Origin of the sequence: Neisseria sp. P0009.S008 (assembly GCF_051958615.1) — a bacterium.
In the GTDB taxonomy this organism is placed as follows: Bacteria; Pseudomonadota; Gammaproteobacteria; order Burkholderiales; family Neisseriaceae; genus Neisseria; species Neisseria subflava.
In genome coordinates this window covers 1-15,592 of sequence record NZ_JBQCVG010000020.1, presented here as the reverse complement: position 1 = coordinate 15,592, position 15,592 = coordinate 1, and the positions used below count along the sequence as shown (strand labels likewise).

Here is a 15,592-nt window from a genome sequence, read left to right as displayed (position 1 = left end):
TCAACCAACTGTGTTATACTGTCTGCTTCGTTTTCTTCACCGCGTCAGCAGCGAAGAACCGAACTATACGCCTCCCAACAAAACCAGTCAACACCCAATTTCAAAAAAATTAAAAATTTCTCACAACTATCTGTATTTAAATAATTTAAAATTTATTGAATTTTATCGTTCAATAGATGAACCAGATACCCTAAGATAAATAGCCCTGCGGCTTTACTCTTAATTGCCACATTCAAACACTCTATATCTCTATATTACTGGCGCTTTAGTCCCATCTACTCTTACAATCTCTACTTTCTCCAATAAAACAATCATAAATTCTAGAATAGTCCCTATTATGAGTAACGAAAAGATTCAACAAAAATTTGAACAAGCATATCACTCTTTTATCGAAGAGGAAAATTACGAGGAAGCGCTAAAACGTGCCGAGATTCTTTGCCTTCTCAATCCGCAATCTGCAGAATTTCATCATAAAGTTGCTTATGCCTATCTGAAGCAATTGAAATGAGAAAAGCCATTGAGGCTGAAATGAAAACGCCAGAGCTGGATAGTACCTATATTCCTGCTTTGGATTTACTTGCGCACGCTTATGGCGCTCTAGATAATTGGGAAAAAACCGGGTTTTACGGTCATCAGGCTTTGGCCCTAAAAGATAAAGCTATTCCAGACCTAGAGCATGAAATCATTCCGATACCGGCTCCAAAAAACGGCAAACGGATTATCTCCTTTTCTTTATTTGGCAATAATTCCAAATATATTGAGCCTGCCGTCTTAAATACCCAGCTTGCACCTGTGCTTTTCCCCGGTTGGACATGTCGTTTTTATGTCGACGATTCTGTATCGGCTGAAGCTATTCAACGATTTAGAAATAACGGAGCAGAAGTGATTAAGGTTGGCGCTCCATTGGACAACTGGCCGGGTACGATGTGGTGCTTTCTTGCCATTAATGATCCTGAGGTTGAATACGTTATTTTCCGTGATGCAGACTCTATTATTTGTTATCGTGATGCAGCGGCCGTATCCGAATGGATAAAAAGTGGCACCCTATTCCACACTATTCGCGACTCAGGCTCGCATACTGCCCTAATTCTTGCAGGTATGTGGGGCGCTAAAGCGGGTGCAGTCCCAGATATGCAGGAAAGGATTCAGAACTTTGTCGACGAGGGCTACCCTTCCAGACATTTTGCCGACCAAGATTTTCTAGAAAAAGAATTGTGGGCCTATATCCGTCAGAATCTGTTCGCACATGACAGATTATTTGATTTCTGTAATGCACACGAAATTCCCGGCGAGTTTTACCCTAACTATCAAATCGCTTTCAGCGAAGGGGTTACCAGCTTTAACGCAACGACTGATTGTGAAGACGGCAGCCTGGCAAAATGGACGCTGTACTCCAGTGCTTCGCCTTTGGTCAATCCGGACTACTCGCTCAATGTTGTTCCTGAATTTAAAGTCTGCAGTTATGTGACTGAAGTAAAAAACGGAGCGGTTTCAGCATTTTTGCCGAAGAGATATGGTAATGCGATTAAAGCAAAACTGGCCAGAATCAACATCGAACAAATATAATTTGATTTGATTCCTATATATCTCATTTAATGAACTCGTTATTTATGAGCAAACACATTCTCCTCGGCATTACCGGCGGTATTGCGGCGTATAAATCTTGTGAACTGGTCAGGCTGCTGAAAAAGCAAGGACATTCTGTATCAGTAGTGATGACGGATTCTGCGACAGAATTTGTCTCCCCACTGACTTTCCAAGCTTTAACTGGCAACCCTGTTTTATCGGATACCTATTCAGGTGCTTCCAATAATGGCATGGCGCACATCAATCTGACGCGTGAAGCTGACGCATTTCTTATTGCGCCAGCCACTGCCAATACGATTGCCAAAATTGCCAACGGATTAGCTGATAATCTACTGACCAACTTGGTGGCAGCTAGAAAATGTCCTTTGGCCGTTGCACCTGCAATGAATGTCGAAATGTGGAACAACCCTGCCAACCTGCGCAATATTGAGCAACTGGTTTCAGACGGCATTACCGTGTTTTACCCAAACAGTGGCGAACAAGCTTGCGGTGAAACAGGTACAGGTAGAATGGTCGAAGCGGTCGATCTGGCAGATTTGCTAGAAGATTTATGGACACCCAAGCTGCTGAGTGGCAAAAAAGTTCTGATTACAGCCGGCGCAACGTTTGAAGCCATTGATCCTGTCCGCGGCATTACCAATATTTCCAGCGGACAAATGGGCATGGCTTTAGCGCGCGCGTGCCGTGCTGCCGGAGCGAAAGTCACGCTGATTTACGGTCAAATTCAGACGGCCTTGCCAGCAGGCTTGGCTCATTCCGAACAAGCTGTCAGCGCAGAAGCCATGTATCAGGCAGTTCACCGCCATATCCATGAACAGGATGTCTTTATTTCCGTTGCAGCCGTTGCAGACTATAAAGTCAAAAACAGCAGCAACGAGAAACTGAAGAAAAACGGTAATCAGCCCCCGGTTATCGAACTGACGGAAAATCCAGATATTCTCGCATCCGTTGCCGCCCTGCCTTCTCCACCATTCTGCGTTGGCTTTGCTGCCGAAAGCCATCAGGTTTTGGAATTTGCACGGGCAAAACGTTTGCGCAAAAACGTACCGATGCTGGTAGCCAACCAAGTTTCCGTTTCCATGGGTAAGCCAACCAATCAAATCACCATTATTGATGACCTTGCCGAAACTTCATTTCCGGAAACATCCAAACGCCAAGCAGCGGATGAAATCGTCAAACGCCTGGCTGAATTGTTGACTTAATCAAACAAAAGGCCGTCTGAAAGTTTTTCAGACGGCCTTTGTTCAAACACATCAAATTACAAACCCAATTCGCGCAGAAAACGAATATCGTCTGCCCAACCGGATTTTACTTTCACCCAAATCTTCAAAAAGACTTTGGTATCAAATAATTTTTCCATATCAAGACGTGCTTCAGTAGAAATTTTCTTCAATTTCTCCCCACCCTTGCCAATCAAAATCGCCTTTTGGCTGTCTTTATCGACCAACACCGCGATATAAATGCGGAACAGTCCGCTTTCCTCTTCCTCAAACTGCTCCACTTCAACATTCATCGCATACGGCAGCTCTTCGCCCAAATAGCGGAACAATTTTTCGCGCACAATTTCCATCGCCAGGAATCGGCTGGATTTGTCCGTCACCATATCTTCCGGATACATTGGGATACTTTCCGGCAGATAAGGCTTGAGCAGTTCCAACAGATTGGCAATACGCAGGCCATGTTTCGCGCTGACTGCCTCGCTGGCGGCAAATTCAAACTCTTGGCGTACTTCATTGATAAAAGCCTCAAGCGCAAATTTGTCTTTGGCTTTATCTTTATCGATTTTATTGACCACCAATACCACAGGTGTATGCTTAGGCAACTGCTTCAGCACCACGCGGTCGGCATCGGTAAAGCGCATGGCTTCCACCACAAAAATCACCACGTCCACGCCGCTCAACGCTTCGGTTACGTTTTGATTAAGACGGTCATTCAAAGCATTGCGGTGATTGGTTTGAAAACCCGGCGTATCGACAAACACAAATTGCGCCGTGTCGTCGGTGTAAATACCGGTTACACGGTTGCGCGTGGTTTGTGCTTTTTTACTGGTAATACTAATTTTCTGACCGATTAAATGGTTCATCAGCGTGGATTTGCCGACATTAGGACGACCCACGATGGCTACAAAGCCGCAACGATAATCTGCCGGGTGTTGCGACTCGTTTTGCAAAAAGGTTTCGATATCCATTTATATATGACTTTCTTGATTGTTTCAGACGGCCTTTGCATTTTCTCAAAGGCCGTCTGAAGTATTATTTTTTAGATTTTTTCAAAGGAAACTTCTGTTCCAACCATTCTAAGGCTTCACATGCCGCTTTTTGCTCGGCTACTTTCCGACTGCTGCCGCGTGCATTGCAGATGAAACCAAGTTCACCCAAATCGCAGGAAATCACAAACATCGCATCAGCCGTTTGCTCCGCCTGCTCTTCGATTCGGTATTTCGGCAGGGCAAAGCGGCGTGCCTGCAAGGCTTCCTGCAAAGCGGTTTTACTGTCTTTCTTGCTGATATTCAAATCCGCACGTTTCACGCGTTCCGCAAACAAATGGCGAACCACTTTTTCCGCCGCAGAAAAATCCGCGTCAAAACTGACCGCCGCAAACATCGCCTCCATCGCATCGGCCAAAATCGAAGGCCGTCTGAAACCGCCGCTCTTCAACTCGCCGGCACCCAAATACAAACCGTCGCCGACATTCATTTCCAACGCGATTTCAGCCAATACACCTTCATTCACCAAAGCCGCGCGCATCCGCGACAACTCGCCTTCCGACAATTTCGGAAAAGCGTCAAACAACATCCGCGCCACGGAATAGTTCAAAATCGAATCGCCGACAAATTCAAAACGCTCATTGTGTTTGGCATTGTAGCTGCGGTGGGTCAAAGCCTGCTGAAGCAGCTCCATATTGCGGAACTCATAGCCCAGACGCTTTTGAATCGCTCGATGCGCCTGCTGTTTGAGCAAATCAGGTTTCATTCCATACTTTCAAAAAACAGCCGGAAAGCACGCCTCATCCGCAGTGAAACAAAATAAAAAGGCTACACCGGCAACTTTTTTATTTTGGCTCATTGTTTCTTGCGTCCCTCAAGCCGATAAACAATCAAAAGCCGTCATGTTCAAACCTGACGGCACTTGCCGACATTGTACCATCAAACCGCCCCTGCACACATCCGTGCGGAAAAGCGGCGAATCGTGTAAAATTATGCCAAATCATCTCTTTGTCAACTCCATGAACAAATTTGCCCAAGCATTGGCCGTAGCGCTCGACCGCTGCATCGTTACCAACACTGTCGCCGAACAAGGCGAACCCGTCGGCTTCCTCTACCGCGAAGCCCCCGTATTTGAAAACGACAGCGGCTGGCGTATTTTCAGCGGCGACGAAACCGACGAATATACCGACAATCCCGACAACTTCAGCATTGTCAGTCTCTCCGCCATTACCGCAGACAATCCCGACATTGCGCCCCTGCTGACTCAGGCAGAAGGCAGCGCGTGGGAATTGAACGAAGACGGCGAGTTCCAAGCCGTTGCCGATTGGCAGCCGCAAGAATAATCCATCCCCATTTCGTTTCAGACGGCCTTCTTTATAACAAGGCCGTCTGAAACCGAGCCGAATCCCTATTTCACAAATATTGAAGGAATCATCATGAACATTATCGAACCACGCCTCGATGGCACCAACCTGCGCATCGGCATCATTCAAGCCCGCTTCACCAACGAAATCGGCAGCGAAATGGTCAAAATTTGCTGCCGCACCTTAAAAGAATTGGGCGTATCCGAAGACAACATCACGCTTGCCACCGTTCCCGGCGCGCTTGAAGTGCCTATCGCGCTGATGAACCTCGCTTCATCCGAACAATTCGATGCCCTGATTGCCATCGGCGTTGTCATTCGTGGCGAAACCTACCACTTTGAATTGGTATCCAATGAGTCCGGCGCAGGTGTCAGCCGCGTTGCCCTTGACTACAATATCCCTATCGCCAACGCCATCCTGACGACTGAAAACGACGAACAAGCCATTGCGCGTATCGAAGAAAAAGCCTCCGATGCCGCCAAAGTTGCCGTAGAATGTGCCAACTTGGTCAACCATCTTTTGTCAGAACAATACGAAGACGACGAAGAATAAGTTTCTCTCCGTATTGAATACCGCATATTTTCAGACGGCCTCTCAATCATGACATTGAGGCCGTCTGAATCATTCAATATTCAGCCGACAACCCTCGGCGCTCTCTTCACAAGGAATACCCATGAAAAGCCCACGCCGCCGCGCACGCGAGCTTGCCGTACAAGCTATTTATCAAGCAGGCATCAACAAAACTGCCGCTCCCGAAATCGCCAAAAACATCCACGAACTGTCCCAAACATCCAATATGGATGAAGAGCTGTTCAATAAACTGTTTTTCGGCGCACAAACCCATGCCGCAGAATACATGGAAAAAATCAGCCCCCTGCTCGACCGCGACGAAAAAGACCTCAGTCCTATCGAACGCGCCGTTTTGCTGGTTGCCTGCCATGAGCTGAGCACCATGCCTGAGACCCCCTACCCTGTCATCATCAATGAAGCCATCGAAGTCACCAAAACTTTCGGCGGCACCGATGGCCATAAATTCGTTAACGGCATCCTCGACCAACTGGCTTCCCGCATCCGCCCTGACGAACCGCGCCGCAAAGGCTAAGATTGACTTCGCATCAGGTCGGGATTACCGATCTTTGCCCTGTTTAAGCTAATGTCCTTATACAGCCAAACCATCAAAAAGGCCGTCTGAAATTCAGACGGCCTTTTATATTTCGATTTATTCTGATTTTGGCATTTCATAACCGGGACAGTTTTGCTTGTCACTGCTTGCCCAGATGATACCGCTGTCGTTGTAATAAACGGTACAGGTTTCATTAGCGTTAGTTTCTTTGTTAGGCTCTGCCTTCAAAATATAACCTGAATCGGAAGGATTAGGCATAGAAGCCGTATCTTTGGAAAAACTAATATCGAAATATTGATTCTGCTGTAAATTTTCAGGAGGAAAATCCTTAAATGTACTTTTTTGAGTGTAGTAGCGTTCGAGCTGTTGGGCGTTATGCAGCATCTGCGTGCGGACGGCGGCAAGGCGCGTTTGGCGGATGTAGTTTTGATAAGACGGATATGCGATGGTAGCAAGAATGGCTGCAATCACAACGACTATCAGCAGCTCGATAAGCGTGAAGCCTTGTTGGTGTTTCATTGTAGTTATGTCGTAAATAATTAGAATAAGACGTGGATATTATAGTAGTTTTCTTGCGGCTTAAATGTTCAAATTCGGTGGGAGTTTGGGAATTTATGTAAATGAGGTGCAAGTTCTGAAAAATGTTTACTGCCCTTTATTTTTTATTTCAATAAGTTAAACCTCAATTTGAGCCGACCGTCTCTTGGTCTGACTTGGTCTTTACAGTAAAATCCAGTTGTTTTTTATTTCTATCAATACATCTGTTGCTTGTCTGCGACGTTATTTTATTGAATTGGTTCCTTTTATATGTCTAAAGTTTTCAAGTGGGCGGCCGGTACGGCTGTTGTGGTAGCAGCGGCTTTCGGCGGCTGGTCTTTGATGAAGCCTGAGCCTCAGTCTTCTTTTATTACAGAAGTGGTCAAACGCGGCGATATCCGTCAAACCGTGTCGGCAACCGGCGAAATCTCGCCTTCCAATTTGGTATCCGTAGGCGCGGAGGCTTCAGGCCAGATTAAAAAACTGTATGTGAAACTGGGCCAACAAGTGAAAAAAGGCGATCTGATTGCGGAAATCGACTCAACCAATCAGATCAATACCTTAAATACCGAAAAATCCAAACTGGAAACCTATCAGGCAAAATTGGTTTCTGCCGAAATCGCGCTTTCCAGTGCAGAGAAAAAATATAAACGCGAACTTGCCTTATGGAAAGAACAGGCAACTTCCAAAGAAGACTTGGAATCTGCACAAGACTCTTTAGCCGCAGCCAAAGCGAATGTTGCCGAACTGAAAGCCTCCATCAAACAATCAAAAATCTCCATCAATACGGCCGAATCCGAACTGGGCCATACACGGATTACCGCCACCATGGACGGCACCGTGGTCGCCATTCCTGTTGAAGAAGGCCAATCCGTCAATGCGGCGCAATCTACGCCGACCATTATCCAACTGGCCAACTTGGAAACCATGTTAAACAAAATGCAGATTGCCGAGGGCGACATCACGAAAGTCAAAGCCGGTCAGGATATTTCGTTCACCATTTTGTCCGAGCCGGACACTCCGATTAAAGCGAAATTGGACAGCGTTGACCCCGGCCTGACCACCATGTCTTTGGGCAACTACACCAGCAGCACGGACACGACTTCCAATGCGATTTACTACTATGCCCGTGCACTGGTGCCAAATCCCGAAGGCAAACTTTCTATCGGTATGACCACTCAAAACACGATCGAAATCAACGGCGTGAAGAATGTCTTACTGGTACCGACACTGACCGTGAAAAAGCATAACGGCAAATCCTATGTCAGCATTTTGGGGGCAGACAATAAAGCGGTAGAACGCGAAGTGACTGTCGGCTTGAAAGACAGCATGAATACCGAAATCAAAAGCGGCTTGAAAGAAGGCGAAAAAGTAATCATTTCTGAAATGAGCGCAGATGAAAAGAATAAGAGCAGCGAACGCGCGATGATGGGTGGCGGCCCTCCTCGCTGATTGATTAAGGCCGTCTGAAAGATTTGGCTGTGTTTCAGACGGCCTTAGTTCCTGTATTTCTATTTTTCGCCCGGAAAGATTATGAGTTTAATCGAATGTAAGAATATCAACCGTTTTTTTGGTAGCGGTGAAAACCGTGTGCATGTATTGAAAGATATCAGCCTTTCTATTGAGAAAGGCGACTTTGTGGCGATTATCGGCCAGTCCGGTTCAGGCAAATCGACGCTGATGAATATCTTGGGCTGTCTGGATACCGCCACTTCCGGCTCTTATCAAATCGACGGCATCGAAACATCGCAAATGCAGCCGGATGAGCTGGCGGCTTTGCGCCGTGAGCGTTTCGGCTTTATTTTCCAGCGTTACAACCTGTTAAGCTCGCTGACCGCCCGAGACAACGTTGCCCTGCCTGCCGTCTATATGGGCATGGGCAGCAAAGAGCGCGCGGAACGTGCGGAAAAACTGTTGGGCGATTTGGGTTTGCAAAATAAAGAAGGCAACAAACCCAGCGAACTTTCCGGCGGTCAGCAACAACGCGTTTCGATTGCCCGCGCGTTGATGAACGGCGGCGAAATCATCTTTGCCGACGAGCCGACCGGCGCATTGGATACCGCCAGCGGTAAAAATGTGATGGAAATCATCCATAAGCTGCACGAAGACGGGCATACCGTGATTATGGTCACCCACGATCCGGGCATTGCGGCAAATGCAAACCGCGTCATCGAAATCCGCGACGGTCAGATTATTTCGGATACGTCTAAAAATCCCGATATCCCGCCAAGCAAAGTAGAACGGATTAAAGAAAAAGCTTCCTGGTCGTTTTATTACGATCAATTTATGGAAGCATTCAAAATGTCGGTACAGGCGATTATGGCGCACAAAATGCGTTCACTGCTGACCATGCTGGGGATTATCATCGGTATCGCTTCGGTGGTATCGGTAGTGGCATTGGGTAATGGCTCGCAGCAAAAAATCTTGGAAGACATCAACTCGATGGGCACAAACACCATCAGCATCTTCCCCGGCCGTGGTTTTGGCGACCGCCGCAGCGGACGAATCAAAACGCTGACAATTAATGACGCAAAAGCCATCAGCCAACAAAGCTACGTCGCATCCGCCACCCCTCAAACCAACTCCAGCGGTACCTTGACCTACCGCAACACCGACCTGACCGCCTCGCTTTACGGCGTAGGCGAACAATATTTCGACGTGCGCGGTTTGAAATTGGAAGAAGGCCGTCTGTTTGATGATGACGATGTAAAAACCGATGCACAAGTCGTCGTTATCGACCAAAACACCAAAACCAAACTCTTCGGCGAAGGCGTTGATCCTTTAGGCAAAACCATCCTTTTCAAAAAACGTCCGCTAACCGTTATCGGCATTATGAAAAAGGATGACAACTCGTTCGGCAATTCCGACTCGCTGATGCTTTGGTCGCCGTATACAACGGTCATGCACCAAATTACCGGCGAGAGCCATACCAACTCCATCGTTGTCAAAATCAAAGACGATGCCAACACGCAAGTTGCCGAAAAAAGCCTGACCGAACTGCTGAAAGCACGCCACGGTACAGAAGACTTCTTTATGAACAACAGCGACAGCATCAAAGAAATGGTTGAAAGCACAACCGGCACCATGACGCTGCTAATTTCTTCCATCGCGGTCATCTCTTTGGTGGTCGGCGGTATTGGCGTGATGAACATCATGCTGGTCTCTGTTACCGAGCGCACCAAAGAAATCGGCGTCCGCATGGCAATCGGCGCACGCCGCAACAATATTTTACAACAGTTTCTGATTGAGGCCGTCTTAATCTGTATCATCGGCGGTTTGTCCGGCGTATTGCTGTCTGCGTGCATCAGCCTGGTGTTCAACTACTTTGTCACCGACTTCCCGATGAGCATTTCCATGACTTCCGTCATCGGCGCAGTTGTCTGCTCCACCGCCATCGGCGTCGCGTTCGGCTTTATGCCTGCTAACAAGGCTTCCAAGCTCAACCCGATTGATGCGCTGGCTCAGGATTGATTATGTTTCAGACGACCTATTATCTTAGGGCCGTCTGAAATGCTGTTACCCGAAAGATTTTTTATGAAGACGAAACCTTTTTCCCAAGCAGCCTTATCATTGGCTGTTGCTCTTGCCCTAAGTGCGTGCGCCACACCTAAAGCCAATCCGAACCTGACTCTTGAAGCGACCGGCCAAGTCATGAGCGCGGCGGAAACTGCCGAACGCTACGATGTAAACGGTAACTGGTGGGAAATCTACCAAAGCCCGCAGCTCAACGCGCTGATGGAGCAGGCTCTGGCCAACAATGTCGATTTGAAACAGGCGGCCATCAGCGTCAACAAAGCTTTGTACCAAGCCAATATTTTGGGTGCGGATTTGGTGCCTTCGTTCAGCGGCTCGTTGGGCGCGAACGCTTCTAAAAACCTGAAAACCGGCAGCCACGGCAATACCTTCAGCAGCCAGCTTGGTTTGAGCTACGAATTAGATTTGTGGCGCAAACTCAGTGCCACTGCCGATGCGCAGGTATGGGAATACCAAGCTACGCATGAAGACATGGCCAACACACGCCTGACTTTGATTAATAATGTCGCCGATGCGTATTTCAATATCGCCTATCTGAACGAAGCCATCGAGTTGGCAAAAAAATCGCTGAAGCAATATCAGGAAATCAACCGCATTGCGAATGCCAAGTTCCGCTACGGCCGGGCCGACTCCAGCCAGCCGACCCAAGCCAAACAGTCATTGCTGAGTGCGGAAAACAGCCTGTTGTCTTTGCAAAACAATTTGGATACGCAAAAACAGGTTTTGCGTAATTTGTTGAATTTAAGGCCGTCTGAAAACATGGCCGCCGATCCGGCACAATTCCACCTGCTGCCTGTCAAAGGCGTGAACTTGGATGTACCGATTACCGTTTTGGCCAACCGCCCCGACCTGCGCGCTGCCGAATACCGCCTGCAAGCGTCGCAACAATCGGTCAACGCGCAAAAACGCAGTTGGTATCCGTCGATTACCTTGGGCGCAAGTCTGAGTACGTCTTCCGATAAAGCGAAAAGTACGTTCAATATCCCCATGTTGGGCGGCTCGGCCACCATCAATCTGCCTTTCCTCAATTGGCAGACCATGAAATGGAAAGACAAAACCGTACAAGCAGAGATGGACAGTGCCAAGCTGAATTTTGAAAAAGCCCTGACCACCGCGCTCAACGAGGTCAACACCAATTATCTTGCCTACAAAAACGCGCAGGCCAGCCTTGCCAATCAGGAACAACGTTATCAGTTGAACAAGAAAAACAGCCATTACTATCAAGTACGCTACCAACACGGTAAAAACGAACTGAAAGACTGGCTGGAGGCTTTGAATTCGGAATACAGCTCGGCTCAAAACCTGCTGAACCAACGCTATGAAGCCTTAAAATACGAAAATATGGTGTATAAAGCCATGGCAGGACGTTATACGCCGAAATAGCATTTTCAGACGGCCTTTGGTTAATTTCCGTCAACGGCCGTCTGAAACCATTCAAGCAACTGAATTTTCATATATAATCGCGCGTTTATTTGATTTTATCCGGACAACATTATGGCCTTCGCCTCTCTCTTTACGCTTTTGGACGACATTACCGCCGTTTTGGATGATGTAGCGATGATGACCAAAGTCGCCGCCAAAAAAACCGCCGGCGTGGTCGGTGACGATTTGGCGCTCAACGCCAATCAGGTAACCGGCGTATCTGCCGAGCGCGAATTGCCGATTATTTGGGCAGTGGCTAAAGGCTCTCTGGTCAACAAGCTGATTCTGGTGCCGCTTGCGCTGTTGCTTTCCGCTTTCCTGCCTGCACTGATTACGCCCTTGCTGATGATCGGCGGTGTTTATTTGTGTTTTGAAGGCGTGGAAAAACTGTTGCACAAATTTCTGCACCGCAATGAACACGAAGACGGACACGATGCCGAGCCTGAAGTCACAGACGAAAAAACAAAAGTTAAAGGCGCGGTCCGCACAGATTTCATCCTCTCCGCCGAAATCATCATTATCGCGCTGGGCGTTGTTGAAAAATATGACCTGATGACGCGTTCTTTGGTGATGGCGGCCATCGGTGTCGGCATGACAGTGTTGGTCTATGGTTTGGTCGGCATCATCGTCAAACTTGACGACCTCGGTATGATGTTGATGCGCCCAAAAAGCGCTGCCGTGCAAGGTATCGGACGCGGTTTGATTTCATTTATGCCTTGGTTTATGCGCGGCTTGAGTATTGTCGGCACTCTGGCGATGTTCTTGGTCGGCGGCGGACTGATCGCCCACAACCTTGGCTTTTTGCACGATTTCCTCCACGCGCAACATTGGGACAGCGGCATGATGGAACATATCGCCAACCTGGTGGTCGGAGTAGCCGCCGGTGCATTGGCTTGCGCAATCGTCCTGCCTGCAATGAAATTGTTTCAAAAAGACTGATTTTGTTTCCCTGCCGTCTGAAAACTTTTCAGACGGCCTCAATACCATTTAAAGCATGAATATTTTCCGTAAACTCGAACAATATTGGCAACATCCGCTGCTTTACTGGCCGCTGGTCATCTTGATTGCCGCAGCGACACCGTTCACTTTCGCCCCGTATTATCATTTCTGGCTGATGCCGCTGTTGTTTGGCGCGCTGATACGCCTGATCGAATTGCGTCCGCGCTTTGCCGTCATGACTGCCTATCTGTTCGGATTAATCGGTTATACGGCGCAATTTCATTGGATACACACTGCCTTGCATGACGTTTCGGGTTTGCCGGATTCATACGCCATCCCCCTCACCTTCCTGCTGCCGGCGTTTCTTGCGCTTTATCCGGCCATCTGTTTTTGGGTGTGGAGAAAATGCAACCTGTCGCGCTGGGCCAAAACCGGCCTCCTGCTGCCGATTTTATGGACGCTGGCAGAATTTGCCCGCGAACGTTTCCTGACCGGATTCGGCTGGGGCGCAATCGGCTATTCCCAAATCATCAAAGACAGCCCGTTGGCAGGCTTCGCGCCTTTGGGCGGCATTCATATGGTCACGCTGGCAACCGCTTTCCTCAGCGCATGGCTGGTGTTGCTGATTGACAACCACGACCGTCTGAAACACCACCTGTTGCCCTTATTCCTTATCGTTGCACTCTGCTCCGTCGGCTACATTTCCCAACAAACCGAATACACTCGCCCCGACGGCAGCACCAGCACGGTTGCCCTGATTCAAGGCAATATCGAACAAAATCTGAAATGGAAGGAAGAGCAAATTATTCCGACCATTCAGAAATACTACGAACAAATCAGCAAGACCAGTGCCGACATCGTCATCCTGCCTGAAACCGCCCTGCCGCTGATGCGCCAAGACCTGCCCGAAGGCATCTTGGAACAATTCGCCGAACAGGCGCAAAGCAACGGCAGCGCATTAGCCATCGGCATCAGCCAATATACGCCCGACGGCAACGGCTACGAAAATGCAGTCATCAATTTGAGCGGCTATCACAACAGCACTTCCGATACCCTCCCCTACTACGCCAAGAACCACCTCGTTCCATTTGGCGAATATAAGCCATTGCCCGCCATTACCGAGCGCCTCTATAAAATGATGGATATGCCTTTGGCCGACTTTCAAAAAGGCGGCGACAACCAAGCGCCTTTGGTGATGAAAGATCAAAAAGTCGCCTTCAATATCTGCTATGAAGACGGTTTCGGCGACGAACTCATTGCAACGGCGAAACGCTCCACCCTGCTTGCCAACATCAGCAATATGGCGTGGTACGGCAAATCCAATGCGATGTATCAGCAGCTTCAACAGTCCCAAGCGCGTGCAATGGAACTGGGTCGCTACATGGTTCGCGCCACCAATACCGGCGCGACCGCCATTATTTCCCCTAAAGGTACGATTGTTGCCGAAGCCCAACCGAATACGGAAACCGTCCTCGAAGGCCACGTCAAAGGCTATATCGGCGAAACGCCTTATATGAAAGCAGGCGGCTCAACATGGCTTATCAGCATTTTGGCCATTATCGGCGTATTCCTTATCCTGATTGGCCGGAAAAAACCAGAATAAAAAATTTTTAAGACCTTGTTATACAAGGTCTTTTTTATCACCAAAACTATTTACATACAGAAATGTTTGTAATATACTTAGCCAAAACCTAGCAAATCACTCAAATTTTCTAAGACAATCAACCCTTGCGATTCAAGCAGTAAAAACTATTGAATCTATCGTTAATTTACAGAAAAAATCCAACCCATAACAAAACAAACCACAGGCAGTGTTATACTGCTTGTCACACAATAAACAAAAAGCCGTCTTCAGACGGCCCAATCAAGGAAAGCACCCTTCATGAATAAAGCTTTTGCATTACCCGTTATCCACAGCGGCAACGGTAGCCTCGAGCAATACATTCATACTGTCAATAGCATTCCCATGCTTACCGCTGAAGAAGAAACACAACTGGCGGAACGTCAACAAAAAGGCGATCTCAACGCTGCCAAACAGCTTATCCTGTCGCATCTTCGCGTCGTCGTATCCATTGCACGCGGCTACGACGGCTACGGCCTCAACCAAGCCGACCTGATTCAAGAAGGCAATATCGGCCTGATGAAAGCCGTCAAACGCTACGAACCAAGTCGCGGTGCGCGTCTGTTTTCGTTTGCCGTGCATTGGATTAAAGCCGAAATCCACGAATTCATTTTGCGCAACTGGCGTTTGGTCCGCGTTGCCACCACCAAACCGCAACGCAAACTGTTCTTCAATCTGCGCAGCATGCGTAAAAACTTGAATGCTTTGTCTCCAAAAGAAGCGCAAGAAATCGCCAATGATTTGGGCGTCAAATTGTCCGAAGTCTTGGAAATGGAGCAACGCATGACCGGTCACGACATCGGCATCATGGCAGAAAACAACGATGATGAGGACAACTTCGCCCCTATCGACTGGTTGGCCGATCACGATGCAGAGCCTAGCCGTCAGTTGTCCAAACAAGCCCACTACGCCCTGCAAACCGAAGGCCTGCAAAACGCCTTGGCGCAACTGGACGACCGCAGCCGCCGTATCGTTGAAAGCCGCTGGTTGCAAGACGATGGCGGTTTGACCCTGCACGAATTGGCTGCCGAATACGGCGTATCTGCCGAACGCATCCGCCAAATCGAAGCCAAAGCCATGCAAAAACTGCGCGGTTTCTTGGCAGAAGAAGCTGAAGCCGTTTAAGCCTTTCATTAGAAAAAGGCCGTCTGAATCTTTGAACTGCACCCCAAAAGTTGGACACCCCCCTCCAACTCACAAGGTGCAGTTTTTTTATGAGCAAATATACATTACACTTCAAATACCAAGCCGTACTCCAC

16 protein-coding genes are annotated in these 15,592 nt (G+C 48.2%); 13 read left to right on the top strand and 3 right to left on the bottom strand.

The genetic code is table 11. The annotated features are described in order from the left end of the window. The 4 genes from ACTHSQ_RS10815 to coaBC all read left to right on the top strand — a co-directional run. On the top strand, window positions 1–199 hold a 199-nt coding region (locus ACTHSQ_RS10815), incomplete at its 5' end, for a hypothetical protein (protein WP_440371976.1). A gap of 138 nt (window positions 200–337) precedes the next feature. Next, window positions 338–508: a hypothetical protein gene (locus ACTHSQ_RS10810; RefSeq protein WP_440371975.1), complete on the top strand. Its 171-nt coding sequence runs from the start codon at window positions 338–340 to the stop codon at window positions 506–508. After that, on the top strand, window positions 505–1,566 hold the full coding sequence (locus tag ACTHSQ_RS10805; protein ID WP_440371974.1) for a tetratricopeptide repeat protein: 1,062 nt from the start codon (window positions 505–507) through the stop codon (window positions 1,564–1,566). The genes ACTHSQ_RS10810 and ACTHSQ_RS10805 overlap by 4 nt, the downstream gene beginning before the upstream one ends. Window positions 1,567–1,610: 44 nt before the next feature. Then, complete coding sequence (coaBC, locus tag ACTHSQ_RS10800) at window positions 1,611–2,789, top strand: bifunctional phosphopantothenoylcysteine decarboxylase/phosphopantothenate--cysteine ligase CoaBC (RefSeq protein ID WP_440371973.1); 1,179 nt, start codon at window positions 1,611–1,613, stop codon at window positions 2,787–2,789. A gap of 56 nt (window positions 2,790–2,845) precedes the next feature. Here coaBC and era read toward each other — a convergent pair whose 3' ends face one another. Together era and rnc are read right to left on the bottom strand one after the other, a co-directional pair. Continuing rightward, window positions 2,846–3,775 carry a GTPase Era gene (gene era, locus ACTHSQ_RS10795; RefSeq protein WP_308888428.1) on the bottom strand — a complete coding sequence of 310 codons (930 nt, stop codon included), beginning with the start codon at window positions 3,773–3,775 and terminating at the stop codon, window positions 2,846–2,848. A 64-nt stretch (window positions 3,776–3,839) separates the two neighbouring features. Then, window positions 3,840–4,559: a ribonuclease III gene (rnc, locus tag ACTHSQ_RS10790; RefSeq protein WP_440371972.1), complete on the bottom strand. Its 720-nt coding sequence runs from the start codon at window positions 4,557–4,559 to the stop codon at window positions 3,840–3,842. Window positions 4,560–4,812: 253 nt separating this feature from the next. On the opposite strand from rnc, the gene ACTHSQ_RS10785 reads away from it, so the two are divergent. From ACTHSQ_RS10785 to nusB, 3 genes are all read left to right on the top strand, one after another. Beyond that, on the top strand, window positions 4,813–5,136 hold the full coding sequence (locus tag ACTHSQ_RS10785; RefSeq protein ID WP_440371977.1) for a DUF2185 domain-containing protein: 324 nt from the start codon (window positions 4,813–4,815) through the stop codon (window positions 5,134–5,136). A 93-nt stretch (window positions 5,137–5,229) separates the two neighbouring features. After that, complete coding sequence (gene ribH / locus ACTHSQ_RS10780) at window positions 5,230–5,709, top strand: 6,7-dimethyl-8-ribityllumazine synthase (RefSeq protein ID WP_440371971.1); 480 nt, start codon at window positions 5,230–5,232, stop codon at window positions 5,707–5,709. 121 nt (window positions 5,710–5,830) lie between these two features. After that, window positions 5,831–6,259, top strand: coding sequence for a transcription antitermination factor NusB (gene nusB, locus ACTHSQ_RS10775; protein ID WP_003679347.1), 429 nt, complete (start codon window positions 5,831–5,833; stop codon window positions 6,257–6,259). A 117-nt stretch (window positions 6,260–6,376) separates the two neighbouring features. Here the strand turns inward: nusB and ACTHSQ_RS10770 are convergent, their stop codons facing one another. Next, entirely contained in the window at window positions 6,377–6,799 is a 423-nt protein-coding gene (locus ACTHSQ_RS10770; protein WP_308186484.1) for a type IV pilin protein, read from the bottom strand. Between the two features lie 288 nt (window positions 6,800–7,087). Between ACTHSQ_RS10770 and ACTHSQ_RS10765 the strand changes: the two genes are divergently transcribed. The 6 genes from ACTHSQ_RS10765 (at window position 7,088) to rpoH (ending at window position 15,458) form a co-directional block, all read left to right on the top strand. Further along, a complete protein-coding gene (locus tag ACTHSQ_RS10765) occupies window positions 7,088–8,269 on the top strand; it encodes an efflux RND transporter periplasmic adaptor subunit (protein ID WP_440371970.1) in 1,182 nt (393 codons plus the stop codon). 81 nt (window positions 8,270–8,350) lie between these two features. After that, window positions 8,351–10,288, top strand: coding sequence for a MacB family efflux pump subunit (locus tag ACTHSQ_RS10760; protein ID WP_003683017.1), 1,938 nt, complete (start codon window positions 8,351–8,353; stop codon window positions 10,286–10,288). Window positions 10,289–10,351: 63 nt separating this feature from the next. After that, window positions 10,352–11,734: a TolC family protein gene (locus tag ACTHSQ_RS10755; RefSeq protein WP_440371969.1), complete on the top strand. Its 1,383-nt coding sequence runs from the start codon at window positions 10,352–10,354 to the stop codon at window positions 11,732–11,734. A 111-nt stretch (window positions 11,735–11,845) separates the two neighbouring features. Then, complete coding sequence (locus ACTHSQ_RS10750) at window positions 11,846–12,712, top strand: DUF808 domain-containing protein (protein ID WP_440371968.1); 867 nt, start codon at window positions 11,846–11,848, stop codon at window positions 12,710–12,712. Between the two features lie 55 nt (window positions 12,713–12,767). Further along, the gene (lnt, locus tag ACTHSQ_RS10745; RefSeq protein ID WP_440371967.1) at window positions 12,768–14,315 is read left to right on the top strand and encodes an apolipoprotein N-acyltransferase; all 1,548 of its coding nucleotides are present in this window, start codon (window positions 12,768–12,770) and stop codon (window positions 14,313–14,315) included. 279 nt (window positions 14,316–14,594) lie between these two features. Continuing rightward, complete coding sequence (gene rpoH, locus ACTHSQ_RS10740) at window positions 14,595–15,458, top strand: RNA polymerase sigma factor RpoH (RefSeq protein ID WP_003683035.1); 864 nt, start codon at window positions 14,595–14,597, stop codon at window positions 15,456–15,458. Window positions 15,459–15,592 lie beyond the last annotated feature (134 nt).